15 protein-coding genes are annotated in these 16267 nt (G+C 42.9%); 6 read left to right on the forward strand and 9 right to left on the reverse strand.

Translation table 11 applies throughout. The annotated features are described in order from the left end of the window. Positions 1-24: 24 nt before the first annotated feature. Genes CHJ_RS16345 through CHJ_RS16370 form a run of 6 tightly spaced genes read right to left on the reverse strand, consistent with a single transcriptional unit; the run spans position 25 to position 5032 of the window. Positions 25-1197, reverse strand: coding sequence for a tetratricopeptide repeat protein (locus CHJ_RS16345; protein ID WP_317918306.1), 1173 nt, complete (start codon positions 1195-1197; stop codon positions 25-27). After that, entirely contained in the window at positions 1194-1835 is a 642-nt protein-coding gene (locus tag CHJ_RS16350) for an energy transducer TonB (RefSeq protein ID WP_317918307.1), read from the reverse strand. Before CHJ_RS16350 ends, CHJ_RS16345 begins: the two co-directional genes overlap by 4 nt. Then, on the reverse strand, positions 1832-2239 hold the full coding sequence (locus CHJ_RS16355; protein ID WP_171752213.1) for an ExbD/TolR family protein: 408 nt from the start codon (positions 2237-2239) through the stop codon (positions 1832-1834). The genes CHJ_RS16350 and CHJ_RS16355 overlap by 4 nt, the downstream gene beginning before the upstream one ends. After that, on the reverse strand, positions 2236-2850 hold the full coding sequence (locus CHJ_RS16360; protein ID WP_317918308.1) for a MotA/TolQ/ExbB proton channel family protein: 615 nt from the start codon (positions 2848-2850) through the stop codon (positions 2236-2238). Before CHJ_RS16360 ends, CHJ_RS16355 begins: the two co-directional genes overlap by 4 nt. Further along, a complete protein-coding gene (locus CHJ_RS16365; RefSeq protein WP_411861585.1) occupies positions 2850-4214 on the reverse strand; it encodes a MotA/TolQ/ExbB proton channel family protein in 1365 nt (454 codons plus the stop codon). The genes CHJ_RS16360 and CHJ_RS16365 overlap by 1 nt, the downstream gene beginning before the upstream one ends. Before the next feature lie 29 nt (positions 4215-4243). Next, positions 4244-5032, reverse strand: coding sequence for a DUF3450 domain-containing protein (locus tag CHJ_RS16370; protein ID WP_317918310.1), 789 nt, complete (start codon positions 5030-5032; stop codon positions 4244-4246). A gap of 346 nt (positions 5033-5378) precedes the next feature. On the opposite strand from CHJ_RS16370, the gene CHJ_RS16375 reads away from it, so the two are divergent. Genes CHJ_RS16375 through CHJ_RS16385 form a run of 3 tightly spaced genes read left to right on the forward strand, consistent with a single transcriptional unit; the run spans position 5379 to position 8138 of the window. Next, positions 5379-6608, forward strand: a complete 1230-nt coding sequence (locus tag CHJ_RS16375; RefSeq protein WP_317918311.1) for an FMN-binding protein — start codon at positions 5379-5381, stop codon at positions 6606-6608. After that, a complete protein-coding gene (locus CHJ_RS16380) occupies positions 6605-6766 on the forward strand; it encodes a hypothetical protein (protein WP_317918312.1) in 162 nt (53 codons plus the stop codon). The genes CHJ_RS16375 and CHJ_RS16380 overlap by 4 nt, the downstream gene beginning before the upstream one ends. A gap of 22 nt (positions 6767-6788) precedes the next feature. Beyond that, positions 6789-8138, forward strand: coding sequence for a flavodoxin domain-containing protein (locus CHJ_RS16385; protein WP_171752218.1), 1350 nt, complete (start codon positions 6789-6791; stop codon positions 8136-8138). A 339-nt stretch (positions 8139-8477) separates the two neighbouring features. Here the strand turns inward: CHJ_RS16385 and uxuA are convergent, their stop codons facing one another. The 3 genes from uxuA to CHJ_RS16400 form a co-directional block, all read right to left on the reverse strand. Further along, a complete protein-coding gene (gene uxuA, locus CHJ_RS16390; protein WP_317918313.1) occupies positions 8478-9662 on the reverse strand; it encodes a mannonate dehydratase in 1185 nt (394 codons plus the stop codon). A 60-nt stretch (positions 9663-9722) separates the two neighbouring features. Then, entirely contained in the window at positions 9723-10499 is a 777-nt protein-coding gene (locus CHJ_RS16395) for an FCD domain-containing protein (protein WP_171752220.1), read from the reverse strand. A 171-nt stretch (positions 10500-10670) separates the two neighbouring features. After that, positions 10671-11657: a TRAP transporter substrate-binding protein gene (locus tag CHJ_RS16400; RefSeq protein ID WP_171752221.1), complete on the reverse strand. Its 987-nt coding sequence runs from the start codon at positions 11655-11657 to the stop codon at positions 10671-10673. A gap of 316 nt (positions 11658-11973) precedes the next feature. Here CHJ_RS16400 and CHJ_RS16405 point away from each other — a divergent pair, with 316 nt between their 5' ends. From CHJ_RS16405 to CHJ_RS16415, 3 genes are all read left to right on the forward strand, one after another. Beyond that, the gene (locus CHJ_RS16405) at positions 11974-12471 is read left to right on the forward strand and encodes a TRAP transporter small permease (protein ID WP_171752222.1); all 498 of its coding nucleotides are present in this window, start codon (positions 11974-11976) and stop codon (positions 12469-12471) included. A 24-nt stretch (positions 12472-12495) separates the two neighbouring features. Beyond that, positions 12496-13797: a TRAP transporter large permease gene (locus tag CHJ_RS16410; protein WP_171752223.1), complete on the forward strand. Its 1302-nt coding sequence runs from the start codon at positions 12496-12498 to the stop codon at positions 13795-13797. Between the two features lie 61 nt (positions 13798-13858). Then, complete coding sequence (locus CHJ_RS16415) at positions 13859-16255, forward strand: glycoside hydrolase family 31 protein (RefSeq protein ID WP_317918314.1); 2397 nt, start codon at positions 13859-13861, stop codon at positions 16253-16255. Positions 16256-16267 lie beyond the last annotated feature (12 nt).

Raw genomic sequence — 16267 nt, forward strand, 5'->3', positions numbered from 1 at the left:
TAGAAATCAAAATAACCATCTCCCTTAACGGTCAAAATACGCTAACCATCGGGCGGTTTGTCCATCGGATTTAATGTCATCGGCGCGACGGGCAGATTGTCGTGCCATCTCTAACTCACCAAGGTAAAAATACGCTTCAGTCTTAGTTAACCACTGCTGTTGAGTTAAACGGTTAAATAGATCCAGTTCAGATATAACTTGCTGATACTGCTTATCCCGCATTAACAGCTGCACATAAGACCAGTGATAACGGCTCTCTTTTTGTCGAGCGTTATTCCATGCTACGAGCGCGAGCGAAAACTCCTTTGCTTGCTGCCAATAACCTGCTTCCGTCGCCCAATCTTGAGCATTTTTGTCGTCAATATCATTTTGATATATTCGCGCAGCCAACTCTGGCGATCCTTGTTGCTGATATAACTGAGCCATCGTCATTAGCTCTCTCTTTGTCAGAGAAAATCCTGCCCGTTGGTACTGTTTTAAACTACTAAGCGCCATTGAGTACTGCTTAAGTTGTAACTGCAAATCAATCTGATATTTCCACCAACGCGCTTTTTTCGGCTCTGTGGCTTTAATATTCTCGACGACTATCAGCGCATTTTCCCACTGCTTTAGCGCAAGATACGCGCCTAACAAAAGCTCTCGTTCCCGAGTGGTAAGCTGAGGTATTAACTGCTGGTAGCGAGCCATGGTATCCAACACAATTTGCCAATGCTGTAACTGATAGTTGGCTTTTGCTAAACGAAGAAGTGTTGATGAAAGTAGTGAATCCTGCTGAGCATTATCTATCTCTGTGGCCGACTGCAATGTCGAAACCAGCTTGGTATATTGCTCTATTGCTAATACGTAATGCTGTTCCGAGAACAGTATATCTCCGAGCATACGCTGGGTAGAGAGCAATAACGGTTGCGGCAACCCATTGCTCTCTATCGCCTTAACCAGAGCACGTTTGGTTTTATCAGACTCCTCCTGCTGCCAATAGAGTACGGCTAACATGCGCTGAACATACCCTAGGTCATAATCGTTACGAGTTTTCGTCCGTTCTAGTAGCTCAATCGCCGCTACATTATTGTCTTGTTGCTGTAGAACAAAAGCACTGTTCACTCTATTAGCCACAAAAGAGCTGAGCTCTTTCGCGTTAAGCATGACAGGAAATAGCGTTCCAACAGACAACAGTAGAAAAAGTACTCTTTTCATCATTCATTCTGCAAGGTAAATTCAAGTCTGACCGTTTGTCCAGATTGAGCGGTGGCGACACCATCTGTGATCATGGGTTGGTACTTCCATCGTTTTAGCGCTCGCTTCGCCTCTTTATCAAACATCCCTTTTGGTTCACTCTTTAGCACTTTTATCTCTACTGGAGCACCGGATGCATCTATGGTGAACTGCAACACGATATACCCTTCAATATTGCGTTTTTTTGCTCGAATTGGATAACGAGGTTCTATGCGATAAAGAGGCAACGCTTGTTGGTTTTTCGCCGGCTTAATTGGAGCCAGTTCCGGTAGAATCGGGGGGGTTATAGCCAGCCCTGTTACTGTGTTGTCAATCTCTAACATAGGAGCCGTGATATTCTCTAGCGGGATGGATTGTAAAGGTGCCGCGCTACTTACCAGTAATTGCGTTGGCGCTGCCAACTGTTGCTGAGGGGGCTCCGGAAGACGACGTTGACGCCTTTTGGCCTCACTCTCCTGTTCCACTTGCACAACATCAAACCGTAAAGCAGAGTCTGTACTCGGTAGTGACCGCACGTCCAATTTAACTAACCAAGTCATAAAAGCAAAAACGGTCATCGTTAATAACAGAGCACAAGGGATGATAATCAAAACCCTGATCATGGTTTCTGCTCTGTGGCTAATGCAATACGCTCAACACCTGCTCCTTTAGCACCATCCATAACTGCAACGACTGTCCCGTTAAAAGCATAAGCGTCAGCTTGAATAACTAATGAGGCATCCGGTTTATCGATAATCATGCTTTCCAAGGTTGCTTGAACCCTCTCTACATCAACCAGACGATTGTCGATATAAATATGGTTGTCGGCTGTAATTGCAATAAATATCGCCGCGTTTTTTTGGCTAGTCGCGTGGTTTGCCGAAGGGCGATTTACCTCAACTCCCGACTCTCGTACAAAAGAGCTAGTAACAATAAAAAAGATCAGCATGATAAAGACGATGTCTAGCATAGATGTCATATCAATCTGTGCATCATCTCTATTCTCTCGTCGACGGCCTAATCTCATTGCCCTTCTCCAGTTAATTCTTTATTCGCCAAAACAGATTGTTGATTGCCACTTTCAGACGCGTTGATACGTAATAAACGTGCTAAATGCAGTTGCCTCTTCTCAGTGATTCGAGAAATACGCGAATAGACAAACAAACTCACCAATGCGGCCACCATCCCAGCCATCGTGGGTAATGTTGCCATCGAAATTCCTGCCGCCATTAGCTGGGGGTCGGCATTACCTTGCGTCGCTAACACATCAAATACCGAGATCATTCCGGTAACTGTCCCTAATAAACCTAGCATCGGAAAGAGCGAAACAATCAACTTCAGCAGTGACATATTCACCGTTAACTTGGCTTTAGCTTCACTTAACCATCGACCTCGCTGGGCTTGAGCAAACCATGAAATACGGTCACTGCGTTGTAGCCAAAACCCAAGCCAGCGTTGTTGGTCTCTAGGAAATACTCGAACCAGATACCAAACTCGCTCCAGAACCAACGTCCAAAATAGTGTCATTAATCCAGCAAGCCACCACAGAATTGGACCACCTTTAGCCATAAATCGCTCTGCTGTTGCCAGCCATTCTGTGTTTCCAACTATAGAAATAACGTCACTTAAACCGTCCATTATTCAACTCTAACTGCTGCAACCATGTCCTGCTCCGCTCGCTCAGCAACCAATCCTATCCCCTGTTTCTCAATACTATTTCTTATGGACTCTGCTTGCGATGAAAGGAGGTTATGCGTTAGTAATAGCGGCATCGCGGCGATTAAACCCAACACTGTGGTAACTAGTGCCATGGAGATACCCCCTGCCATAATTTTTGGATCCGCGTTGCCAAACTGAGTAATGGTTTGAAATGTTTCTATCATACCTGTCACTGTTCCAAGCAACCCTAACATGGGGGCCAGTGCCGCCAACAATTTGATAAATGATAACCCTCTTTCAAGCCGAGCTTGCTCTTCCATCACTCCTTCAAGTAAACGCAGCTCCAACGCCTCAACATTATTGGAGCGATCCTGATGATAAAGAGCTAGAATTCTTCCTAATGGATTGTCAGCACTTGGTGTTGTTATCTGAGTCAATTGACGTCGAATTCTTCTCCTGCAAATCATTAAGAAACTGCCCTGAACGATTCCGACAAATAGACCAATACCCAGAATGGCAATGATAATTTGGCCAATAATACCGCCACTATTTATACGATCCATCATGGTTGGTGTATGGGTTAATTGGGTCAACAGTTCTCCACGACTAACATCAATATCAAGCAACTGATAATGGCTTGGTGCTGCTTTATTATCGTCAGCAAGAACAGCAAGATTGAGTGGCCGTTTAGGTTGCAAAGCATATGGAGTTGCTAACTCTCTATGCTTATTCCAGTGAAGATACCCTTGTTGGTTGCCCAACCCAATGGTTCCCAACCGGACAACAGGTTGAGTGATGACCTCACCATTCGCTTGTACGACCGGTAGTTCCAATTTCTCAAATTCGCCGCTACTGGTTGTTTGAGCGATAAATGCCTGCCACAAACCGTATAACTGCTCTTTTGAAGGCAATGTTCGAGCGTCAACAATATCATCCACCAACTGTTTATGGCGTTGCTGTGCCGAACCTTGGAAGGTAACAGCTTGCTCTCTTTGTAGGTCTTTAGCCGCTTGTCGCACGACACCAAATAGTTCACCTAAACTGCTCGATGCCAATCGTAACTGTTGTTCTTTCTCTACCAGTATTTTCTCGTTCAGTGTAAAGCGATCACTAAGCTCATCAATCTGACTCTCTAATAACGCCACTTCATGGGTTAACTGGGCAAGTTGATCTTTAAGTTGATGCTCCGTGGCTAAAAATTGCTCTGTTCTGTTTTTGTTATGCTGACTTTCTACTTGTTGCGCTTGCTTAGTCGTATCTAATAACTGTACTGGCGACTTAATACTGTTTTCAGCAAACGATATCGGCGTGAATATTGCGAAACCGACTGAAAATAAAGCCATTTTGTTGGCTAAAAAGGAAGTTAAACGACTCATTTCAACGGCTCCGATACATGCCTCAGCGAGACCGGCAAATTGAGTAAAGTCGGTGCGATTTGCTTATTTGCGACTTTAAAAGCAAGGTCTATATTCTCCCCAACATCTTGATTCACATCCTGCCACTCATCGGTAACCACGCTCCAAGACCAGTAGCGTTTCTGATCAATACTTCTCGCGACTAGAACGGCTTTTGCAAAATAGAGCACTTCGGCCTCTATATTGCGACCATCAACCTCAATGGATGCAAAATAACGCCCCATTTTTGAGCCATAATCGACTTCAATTTGTAACGCTTCTAATATCCGACGATACTTCTCCGCATCACTTATGTCCGCTTTCGACATCATCTCTTTCAATGAGCGAGTTCGCTCAACACGCTTTTGATAACGTATCGGTTTATCCGTTTCCACCACGGTTTCTAATCCATCCAACATGGCGTACATCAGCGGCACGATACTTTTGCGTGTGTCGTCTATTTGTAGCAACTGCACCTGCAAACTGGTTAATTCTTGCTGCTGACTCTGTACGAGTTTATTCAGATGTGAGCGATACACTTCTAAGTTCTTCAACTCTGCTTTCAAGGCATCAATCTCAACTTGTAACTTCAGGCTGTTTTCACTACTTTTCGACACTATTTTCTGAGTGTTCGCAGCCTGATCAGTGATTCGAGTTTCGACTTGATGTGACTCATCCATTCGCGAGCTATTCGCCAAAGCACTTACAGTAAAAACCATAAGACTAGCAAACAGAGTCTGCACCAGCCGTTTCTTTTTACTCATCATTTTCATCACTAAATTTAAATTCTCTTATATTATTAACTGATTAACCTTATAGAGCTGCCGTAACCAATCGATGAGTCGCGACTCAACATAACTCGCTCACTACAAAGAAATAAACCACTCTCAGCGAAAGCAATCATACTACCTTGAACAATGTAAATAAGTCTATCTACATGACATTAATTTTCATTATCATTCTCGTCATTTCATTACTCCATTTCTTGCCACTTTTATGCGTCTATCCACCCTTTTTCACATGCCCCACTGATACTTTTCCCAGTGACAATATTTACTGTTAAGTAGATAGTATTCAGAGCTATATTCATCGATAATTTTTGAGGTAACTCCCTTGAGTTGTAATGATTGTCAATCACAATCTTGTCAAAAAAACACCCCCGCAACCATCGTAAAGTGGCGCTTTGATTACAGAAAGCTGTTTCGTTTATTAGCGCTAGTGTCGTTGGTTATTGCATGGTTTTCAGGGCAAGAACTCAACCGTCCTGATTGGAAGAATGCTCTACAGTCTCTATATCCACAAGCCACCATCGCTTCAATTGATAATAGCGATGTACTGTTTACCATGACTCAAAAAAATTCCGATTACTATGTCTCTATTGCAACGGAAAATAGTTTTGGTGGTCCCTTAACCGTCGCGTCAATTATCACGTCAGAAGGTAAGGTTAAATCCGTTGATATTTTGAATCACAGCGATACCCCTGCATACATTCAAAAACTGAAAAATGCCGGTTATTTTCGTCAGTTTCTACGAAAAGAGGTTGATTTTCTTCCTGTAAAAGACAAAAACTGGGATGCGGTTAGCGGGGCAACACTCAGCTCCAACGCTATCATGAGAGCCAATACCCGCGCCTCTCACCTAATTGCGGAACGCTACTTTGAACGTACAACAGAACCATTAGCAAGCACCATTAATTACACAGTGACTCATCTATTGTTGGCACTGCTCATCGCATGTTCCGTTACGAATATTTGGCTAAAAAATCAGACATTGAAACTGGTGTACGTATTGGCCAGCACAGCCGTTATTGGCTTTATGGCCAATCAGATGATCAGTGTGAGTAATTTTTCCGCCGTTATGATGGGATTTATTCCGTCGCTGTCAGAAAACCTAGGACTATGGATATTGCTTGGTAGTACATTATTAGCCATCGTGTTACTGGGAAAAAATATCTACTGCGGCAACATCTGCCCATTTCACGGCGTACAGTATTTACTTCATAAAATCAGTAATCTCAATCTTCCTCTATTTCCTGCTGTATTAAAGCATGCGCACTATATTCCCAAAGTTGGACTATGGGCAGGGTTGATAGTCGGCTTTCTTACCATAAATCCAAGCGCGGGCTCTTATGAACCGTTCTCTATGATATTTTCTCTCCAAGGTGAAGGAATACAGTGGTTTATTCTACCTTCCATCTTGATTGGCGCTTTCTTTATACCTGATATGTTTTGTCGTTTTTTCTGTCCTGCGGGAGAGATGCTAACCCTACTTACTCTCTATAGAAACAAGCTGGTTTACCTAATCAAACCAATATTTGTGCGTAATAAAGGGGGCTCATTATGAGTACTGCCAATACTAACAAGCAGAGTTTGCCGAACAGCATCAAACCGCAAAAAACAACCACCAGCAACGGCATTAAGTGGCTATCGCTCGGTTTATTGTTTATCCCTGCAGGGGTGATCATTGCCTTTCTTCTGCAATCTTTACTCACAATGATGTAATCGCTCTATTTTGGTAACCACTATGAATAAAATCACCCATGCATTAATGAGTATATTGTTTACACCGGTATACGAGAATCGAGACATTCTAGTCTGTTACGCCAGTCAAACTGGTACAGCCGAAAACTTAGCATTGCAGTCAGGTCGAATTATTGCAAAAACGGCAAGAAGTGTAGAGGTACAATCATTATCAGCACTGCATCCATCTGACTTAAATGAATATAATCAAGTTGTTATGATTATTAGCACATGCGGTGAAGGGGAGATCCCGGATCAAGGAAAACTGTTTTATCAACAGCTGTGTGACCTGCCAGAACTATCCAGCAACATCAGTATTTTAGCCTTAGGGGATAAAAGTTATCAGCACTTTTGTTTAGCGGGTAAGCTTTTTCAACATGAACTTGTAAGACTCGGGCGTGCAAATAACCCTGAGCCTACGATGGTGAGCGGAGACCCACTTGAGACATGGCAAACTTGGCTTTCTCAGCAGTTGAATGAAGATATCAACACAGATCAAGTTCAACGTATCACCACTCCGGTGACATTAACTTTAACCAAACGAGAAGCGCTGCATAACACGTCACTTAATGTATCAGAGAGCGCAAGCCAACCAAACAAGAGCGGCAGTGCTAACCAAGCATACCAGCTTGTGTTTGATATCCAGCAAGACGACGAACATCCATATCAGATCAATGATTTAGTGAGCATTGTGCCACCAGGTAGTGATAAAGAGAGATTGTATTCCATTGCATCTTCTCCTAGCAAAAATCCACACCAACTTTCGCTATGTATAGCCAAGCATCAATTTCTTCTCGATGGAGAGTGGCAAAACGGCAAATGTTCTCATCATCTAATTGAACAGATCGCTTTGGGTTCTCGCATAGAAGGTTTTATTAAAACAGGTAAAGGAATGCCGCTACCAAACAATCAGCAAGACACCATCCTCATAGCAACTGGCGCGGGAATCGCGCCTATGATGTCGCTACTTGAAGAGAGAAAACAACAGCAACATCTTGGGAAAAATTGGTTTATTTTTGGCAACCGATACAGCAACTCTGACTTCTACTACCGCGAAGATATCCAGCAATATGTCAGTGAAGGTATTGTCCATCAACTGGATACGGCATTTTCTCGTGATAGTGAAGAAAAGCAGTACGTGCAAGACAAGCTTGTTGAGCATCAACAGCAGTTGGCTGATTGGATAGTCAATCGACACGCAAATATTTACGTCTGTGGACGACCTGAATTAAAAGATGAAATCACTACCATAATCGAACAAGCATTGATTCGGTCATCACTGACAGAAGAAGAAGCAAAACAGACCGTCAACACGATGCGACAAAACGAGCAGCTAATTTTTGAATTGTTCTAACAAGTTGAGTTTAAGATATTTGGTGGTGCCAGCATCGTGCCATTATGGAATAACAGTAATGAATTTAAGTCACTTTCAATTTTAAAGGCAATTATCTACACTGTTTTAGCACATGGGGCAGATCGTTATTTGCCATCTATATGAAAAAACTGAGCATAATTTGGCTTTGGCTCAAGCTAAATGCCGCTAATGCTGTAGCAAGGTGCCTTTATCTTTGTCAAAGGCTAGAAGAACTGCAACAGCCACCGGAATTGCAACGGTTAGCGGTTGCTTAGTTTTCAAAGCGTATAAAAAGAGAGCAGCCTTTATAGGCTGCTCTCTTTTCTTATATTGACTGCTTTACTTATCAAAAAACGAACGCTGTAACGCCAGCTCCATACCGCGAATTTCAGCTAAGCCTTTTAAACGCCCAATACAGGAATAACCGGGATTAGTCTGCTTGTTAAGATCATCAATCATTTGATGTCCATGGTCCGGCCTCATAGGAATCAACCTTGTATCACCCGCTTGTTTACGTTTGTTTTCTTGCTCAAGCAGCGCCATGACAACATTATACATATCAACATCACCTTCAAGGTGTGCCGCTTCATGAAAGCTCAACTGATTGTCTTCCCGCTGTGTAGAGCGGAGATGAGTAAAGTAAATTCGTTCGCCATACTGCTTAATCATGTTAACCAAATCATTGTCACCGCGAACGCCATATGATCCGGTACACATAGTAATACCGTTCATCTTGCTTGGTACTTTATTGGTTAACCACTCGATATCTTCAATCGTAGAGACAATTCTTGGTAAACCTAAGATAGGTCGAGGAGGATCATCTGGATGAACAGCAAGTTTAAGGCCATATTTTTCACATACAGGCATCAACTCATCTAAGAATAACGCCATATGATCGCGTAAATCGTCTTTGCTAATCCCCTTATAAGTATCAAGTCGAGCTTGAAACTCATCTAAGGTATAGCCTTCTTCTGCCCCCGGTAAACCGGCGATAATATTTGCGGTGAGTTTATCGATATCCTGCTGGGACATTGCGTCAAAATAGCTCTTCGCTTCCGCTATCTCAGTATCTGAATAATCATTTTTTGCTGATGGACGTTTTAAAATAAACAGCTCAAATGCAGCAAACGCAACTTGGTCAAATCTAAGAGCTTTAGAGCCATCTTCTAACTCATACTCTAAATCTGTTCTTGTCCAATCAAGCACCGGCATAAAGTTATAGCAAACCGTGTCTATACCGCATTTAGCTAGGTTTTCTAACGAGGTTTTATAGTTATCAATCCACTTTTGATAATTGCCCGTTCGGGTTTTTATCTCTTCATGTACAGGAACACTCTCAACAACAGACCAGGTTAATTGCTGCTGTTGCAAAACGGCGATACGTTTTTCAATCTCAGCAACTGTCCATACTTCCCCATTCGGGATATGGTGCAGTGCAGTCACTACTCCTGTTGCACCAGCTTGACGAATATCGCTCAATGACACGGGATCATTTGGCCCGTACCAACGCCAGGTCTGTTCCATAACTTTCACCTTCTTCTTTCTTCTTCGCTCTACAATGAGAGAGCGGGGCTTATTAATTGACTAAGAAGCGACGGAATAGGAACTAAATAGAAATCCATCAAATTTAGGATCATCCACATCCGATAGCTCAAATAACGTTTGTTTTACATTTTCTAAGTGTTGCCACATCGCTTCACGTGCAGCTACAGGGTCTTTTCTGATTAGCGCTTGTAGAATCTTTTCATGGTCATTTAACCATCGTTTTCTATAATCCTGATTCGAAATGCGTTCATGTAATTGTCGCCACATTGAACTACTTTCTCTTCGAACCCACATGTCTTTAACCATGTCCGTTAACACGCTATTCTGTGTTGCTTCAGCAATGGCGAGATGGAACATCTCATCACCGTCATAGTCGGTTTCATTGCCTTCTAAATGCTCTCGTTCAACTTCCAAAGCGGCGCGTAACTTATGAATATCATTCTTAGTTACTTGCGTAGCCGCAAATTCTGCAACATGGCTTTCTAGCAACTGTCTAGCTTGAAGCATTTCAAAAGGACCAACATCATCATTAGATTCTTCCGAATCACTTTGATTAGTGCTGTTTTCTATATCGTCACTAGGCACATCGATCACGTAGACCCCTGAACCTTTGCGTACTTCAACTAGCCCTTTCAACTCAAGCATAATAAGGGCTTCACGTATCACTGAACGACTGACTTCCATTCGCTCTGCAATTTCACGTTCAGGAGGTAATCGGTCACCGATTTTGTAAACGGAGGAAGCAATTTGGTTGATTAGCTGTATGCCCACTTCTTGGTATAGACGCTTGGTGTTATTAGTGTTTTCTTTCATCATTATCTATCACTTAAATATGTCTTATACGAGTTTGCGTGGAATCATAGCAGCAATCTTAAACTGGTCAACCAAGTGGTTACCAATTTTGTACTTAATTATCAATATGCTTATTTCATCGATTGATTTGATAGATAGAGGGGAGGATATCCCCTCTACTTATGCAACTATCAATTAGTTTGCCAACGCGTCGATGCCTTTGACATACTCAGCGATATCGGCATTTTTAAGTGCTTCGTCATGCATAGGTTTTACCGCATCAACAAATGGTTGTTTCTCTACAGACACCACTTTTACACCTAAAGAACTTTTTGCTTTCTCTAACGCAGCGTTAGTCATTTCGCTCCACAATGTTTTGTGATACATCATCGAATCTTTCGCCGCTTTCTTCAGTGCTTTTTGCTCATCCGAAGATAGCTTGTCCCACACTTTAGAGCTGATAACTAATACATCTGGAATCATCGTGTGCTCATCTAAGCTATATACTTTTGCTACTTCGCCGTGGCGAGAGTTAGTCAATGCTGTCGGGTTGTTTTCTGCGCCGTCAACCACGCCTTGTTGCAGAGCGGTATATAACTCACCGTATGCAAGTGGTGTCGGTGAGCCACCCATCAACTTGATCATATTGACTGCCGCTGGACTTGGCTGAACACGAATTTTCATCCCTTTCAGATCCGCAGGCGTGTTGATGGCTTTGTTTGCATAGAAACTACGAGAACCGCCATCGTAATATGTCAAACCAACAAAACCTTTATCGTATGAAGCTGATAGAATTTTCTCGCCCACATCACCTTTTAATACTCGATAGTAATGGTCACGGTCGCGGAAAATGTAAGGAATATTGAATGCGCCGTATGCAGGTTCAAATGACTCCATTTCACTTGCATTTGACTTGGCCATATCTAATGCACCATTTTGCATTAGCTCCATAGATTCACGTTGTGTTCCTAGCTGTCCATTTGGATAAATTCGAATTTTAACTTCACCATCTGTCAGTTTTTTAACTTCATCAGCCATATATTGCATCGACTTATGTACAGGGTGAGTTCTATCTTGGTTATGGCTTAACTTTAGTGTTGTTGCTGCATACGTTGGAAGCGAAGCTGTTGCGCCGATAGCACACGCCATTAAAGTCGCTACCGCTGTTTTATTGCCAAACATAAAATATTCTCCATTTCTCTCATTTTAATGAGTTGTGATTCGTGGTTCGTATTGACGAACTTTGGTCAACCAGACCTCTATTTACGTTATTGCCAAAGTAATTTCGCTGTTCTCCGACCAATTTACAAGATCAAAATGGCAATTGGTTGACCAATATCACAAAGATTATCGCTTTTTTGGTAGGACCAATTAACTGTGATCTGGCTCACTTGGCTAACCAATCAGTCGTTCTATAATCGGCGAAATTCTTTTTGTCTGTATTTAGGAAAATTGATTAGACAGGTAGAAACATTCATAACTAATAATGGATTAGAAAATGAAAAAACTTATTTCCGTAATGGACAAATCCTTGTCTATGTTCTGTGTATCGCTGAGTAGCTTTTTGGTGATATGCGTAGTATGGCAAGTGTTTTCCCGCTATGTACTTAACGCCCCCAGCACTATGACTGATGAAGTTGCACGCTTCCTCTTCATATGGGTTGGTTTAATGGGAGCCGCCTATACCCTAGGTAAAAAGCGTCATCTAGCCATTGACTTAATCTCCCAAAAAATGGAGCACAACCCTCATAAACAAGCCGTTCTTCATATTGTTATCAACCTTGTTAGCCTCTTTTTTGCTGGCATCATCATGCTATATGGCGGGGGTTCACTGATGCTTAAAACGCTCTCTACCGGACAAGTTTCTCCAGCCTTAGGAATTGAAATGGGGCTTGTTTATGCCGCAATTCCACTTAGTGGTTTCTTTATGCTTATCTATTTAATTGAAGATCTACTCAACAATATTTCTATCATCAACAAGCCAATCAACGGCTAAACCCATAACCAAAGGAGAAGCCTGATGGAATGGCAGGTTATAATTGTATTATTTGGTAGTTTCTTTTTATTTCTTGGCTTAGGAGTTCCTATCTCTTTTGCCATTGGCGTTGCATCATTACTGACCGTATTGCTACAACTTCCGTTTGATGCTGCAATTGCCGTTATCTCACAAAAAATGGCCTCTGGCTTAGATAGCTTTGCGCTGCTAGCGATTCCGTTTTTTATCTTAGCGGGTAACATCATGAACCAAGGTGGTATTGCTATCCGCCTTATTAATTTTGCTAAAGTTCTCGGTGGCCGCCTTCCCGGCTCTCTCGCCCACGTGAATGTGCTTGCCAACATGATGTTCGGTGCAATTTCTGGCTCGGCCGTGGCTTCTGCCGCTGCGGTTGGCGGAACCATGGCACCATTGCAGAAAAAAGAGGGCTATGACCCAGCATACTCAGCCGCGGTGAACATCACCTCTTGCCCGACCGGTTTACTTATCCCACCTAGCAATACTTTTATTGTCTACTCTCTAATCTCAGGTGGGACATCAATTGGCGCTCTGTTTCTAGGTGGTTATATTCCCGGCATTTTGATGGGGTTAGGGTTGATGACTGTCGCGGGCATTATTGCCAAAAAGCGTGGCTACCCTGTAGCAGACAAACCGTCATCTGCCGAAGTCGTTAAGAAGACCCTTGATGCATTACCAAGCCTAGGACTTATTATCGTCATTATGGGAGGCATTATTGCAGGTATCTTTACCGCCACTGAAGCGTCAGCAATTGCGGTCGTCTATACCTTAATTTTGGCGGTCGGTTTTTATCGTGAAGTGACCATCAAACAACTTCCTAGCATTATTCTAGAATCCGTTGTTACCACATCCATTGTGTTGCTACTTATCGGTGCATCTATGGGCATGTCGTGGGCGATGGCAAATGCTGATATTCCTTATATGATCAGTGACGCATTGCTAGCCGTCTCTGAAAACCCGATCATCATCTTATTGATCATCAACGTTATTTTACTCATCGTTGGTATCTTTATGGATATGACTCCGGCGCTGTTAATTTTTACCCCTATTTTCTTACCAATAGCGATGGATTTAGGCATGGATCCGGTTCATTTCGGCATCATGATGACGTTTAACCTTTGTATTGGTATCTGTACACCTCCAGTAGGCAGTGCGTTGTTTATTGGCTGCTCAGTAGGGAAAGTGAAGATAGACAAAGTTGTCAAACCACTTCTGCCATTTTATGCCGTTCTGGTGTTAGCACTCATGCTAGTAACGTTTGTTCCACAGCTTAGTCTTGTACTTCCACAGTTCTTTTTAGGCTACTAATTCAATTAAGCACCAAGGGCGAGAGCACTCGCCCTCTATTTACAACTAAAGGATTCCCTTTATGAAATCAGTTAAACAGTGGCAACTCATTAAACAAGAAAACAACCGCATTGATTTACAGTGCGATGATCGCCATCTGCTGCATATTTTCGTACTGGAACAGGACGTCATTCGCGTGATGTTTCAAAACAAATGTGAACTTCGCTTAGATCGCACATGGTCAGTGGCCCCCGATAAAAAAGACGTTCCATGGTCTGGTCGTGACAGATTCTCTACCGATGGCTTTTCACTGCCTGACTATACGGTGACAAATAGTGAGCAACAACTTTGCATTGAAACCGAACAGCTAAGATTAACACTCCATCAGCCGCTCTGGATGGAATGGCAATACAAATCCGGTGATCAATGGCTACCTTTAGCCAGCGATCGAAAAACCGGCGCGTATCAACTTGGTGTGAGCGACAATAGCGTTGCACACTTTATGAATCGCTGTGATAGCGACCAATATTATGGTTTAGGTGAGAAAACAGGCGATCTCAATCGCGCAGGTCGACGTTTTGAAATGCGAAACCTCGATGCCATGGGTTATGACGCCAGCTCAACAGACCCTCTGTATAAACACATTCCGTTTTATATTACCCGTATCACCTCTCAACAAGAGTCGGTAAGTTTTGGTTTGTATTACGATAACTTAGCCAGCTGTTGGTTTGACCTTGGTAACGAACTGGACAACTACCACGTAAAATATCGTAGTTATCGTGCAGAAGATGGCGATTTAGACCTCTACTTTATGCTTGGCAAAACCGTTGCTAATGTTTCTAAAAAGTTCGTGCGACTTACTGGAGGAACAGCATTTGGTCCTAAGTGGAGCTTAGGCTACAGTGGTTCAACCATGCAGTATACCGATGCAGAGAACGCGCAAGAGCTGCTAGAAGGTTTCGTTGAAAAATGCGAGGTCAATGGGATTCCTTGCGACTCATTCCAATTATCTTCAGGCTACACCTCCATAGGAAATAAACGTTACGTCTTTAACTGGAACTACCAAAAAGTACCCAATCCAAATGCAATGGCTGATGTTTTTCATAGCGCTGGTCTAAAGCTAGCGGCAAATATCAAACCTTGCTTGCTGCACGATCACCCTATGTATAACGAGGCCAAAGACAAAGGTCTGTTTATTCAGGATTCAGAATATGACCAACCTGAGATATCAGTGTTTTGGGATGCCGACGGTTCTCACCTAGATTTTACCAATCCTGACGCCATCAAATGGTGGCAAGACAACGTAAAAGAGCAGTTGCTGGACAAAGGTATTGATTCTACTTGGAATGATAACAACGAATATGAAATTTGGGACAAAGCTGCGAGATGTCATGGCTTTGGTAAATCAATTCCAATTGGATTGATCCGTCCATTACAACCTTTGCTAATGATGCGTGCCTCATACGAAGCACAAGTTGAGTATGCGCCAACTCTTCGTCCTTATCTTATTTCCCGTTCAGGTTGTCCGGGTATGAACCGCTATGTGCAGACCTGGAGTGGCGATAATAGAACAAACTGGACCAGCCTGAAGTACAACATACGCATGGGCTTGGGGATGAGTTTATCTGGTCTGTATAACCTAGGTCATGATGTTGGCGGATTTTCAGGAGACAAACCAGACCCAGAACTGTTTGCTCGTTGGGTTCAAAATGGCGTTATGCACCCTCGTTTTACCATTCATTCATGGAACGACGACGGCACAGTAAACGAACCTTGGATGTACCCAGAAATCACACCAATTATTAGTGAAGCGATGGCGACAAGGTATCGCTTGATGCCTTATCTCTACAACCTGTTATGGAAAGCGCACCGAGATGACGAGCCAATGATGCGTCCAACATTCCTCGATCATGAAACAGACGACAATACCTTTGTAGAGAACGATGACTTTATGCTCGGTGAAGAGCTACTTGTTGCTTCAGTTGTCGAGCAAGGACAGCGACAGCGTGATGTCTATCTTCCGGACAATGGCAAAGGTTGGTACGATTTTTATAGTAAGCAATGGTTTAGTGCCAATCAAACTATCACCCTTGATGCGCCGTTGGAGCGTTTGCCGTTATTGGTAAAAGCAGGAACGGTGTTGCCGACCAGTGAGCGAGTGGCACACACCAGCCGCAGCAAAGATACGCGACGAAACTTAGAAGTATTCCCTATAAAGGGTTATGGAAAAGCGAAAGTGACGGTATTTGATGATGATGGTGAAACCCATGCTTATCTAAATGGTGATTATTTAATGTTGAACATAGAGATGAATTGCAATAACAACGAGATTTCATTGACCGTTACCACAGAAGGCCAGTTCGAACCTGCCTATAACGGTTACACCATCTCGCTTCCAGAGCAAGAAAACCGAACCTTATTGATAAACGGCGACATCTACCGAAATGGTGACATTTTGTCACTCTCTACACTGAAATAATAACGGGTAATA

The sequence above is a fragment of the Vibrio sp. MACH09 genome (genome assembly GCF_033238805.1).
In the GTDB taxonomy this organism is placed as follows: domain Bacteria; phylum Pseudomonadota; class Gammaproteobacteria; order Enterobacterales; family Vibrionaceae; genus Vibrio.

Excerpts from the sequence above, each read along its gene's own strand:
- CHJ_RS16345 (WP_317918306.1), bottom strand. The coding sequence starts at position 1,197 with ATGATGAAAAGAGTACTTTTTCTACTGTTGTCTGTTGGAACGCTATTT.
- CHJ_RS16350 (WP_317918307.1), bottom strand. The coding sequence starts at position 1,835 with ATGATCAGGGTTTTGATTATCATCCCTTGTGCTCTGTTATTAACGATG.
- CHJ_RS16355 (WP_171752213.1), bottom strand. The coding sequence starts at position 2,239 with ATGAGATTAGGCCGTCGACGAGAGAATAGAGATGATGCACAGATTGAT.
- CHJ_RS16360 (WP_317918308.1), bottom strand. The coding sequence starts at position 2,850 with ATGGACGGTTTAAGTGACGTTATTTCTATAGTTGGAAACACAGAATGG.
- CHJ_RS16365 (WP_411861585.1), bottom strand. The coding sequence starts at position 4,214 with ATGGCTTTATTTTCAGTCGGTTTCGCAATATTCACGCCGATATCGTTT.
- CHJ_RS16370 (WP_317918310.1), bottom strand. The coding sequence starts at position 5,032 with ATGATGAGTAAAAAGAAACGGCTGGTGCAGACTCTGTTTGCTAGTCTT.
- CHJ_RS16380 (WP_317918312.1), top strand. The coding sequence starts at position 6,605 with ATGAGTACTGCCAATACTAACAAGCAGAGTTTGCCGAACAGCATCAAA.
- CHJ_RS16385 (WP_171752218.1), top strand. The coding sequence starts at position 6,789 with ATGAATAAAATCACCCATGCATTAATGAGTATATTGTTTACACCGGTA.
- uxuA (WP_317918313.1), bottom strand. The coding sequence starts at position 9,662 with ATGGAACAGACCTGGCGTTGGTACGGGCCAAATGATCCCGTGTCATTG.
- CHJ_RS16395 (WP_171752220.1), bottom strand. The coding sequence starts at position 10,499 with ATGATGAAAGAAAACACTAATAACACCAAGCGTCTATACCAAGAAGTG.
- CHJ_RS16400 (WP_171752221.1), bottom strand. The coding sequence starts at position 11,657 with ATGTTTGGCAATAAAACAGCGGTAGCGACTTTAATGGCGTGTGCTATC.
- CHJ_RS16405 (WP_171752222.1), top strand. The coding sequence starts at position 11,974 with ATGAAAAAACTTATTTCCGTAATGGACAAATCCTTGTCTATGTTCTGT.
- CHJ_RS16410 (WP_171752223.1), top strand. The coding sequence starts at position 12,496 with ATGGAATGGCAGGTTATAATTGTATTATTTGGTAGTTTCTTTTTATTT.
- CHJ_RS16415 (WP_317918314.1), top strand. The coding sequence starts at position 13,859 with ATGAAATCAGTTAAACAGTGGCAACTCATTAAACAAGAAAACAACCGC.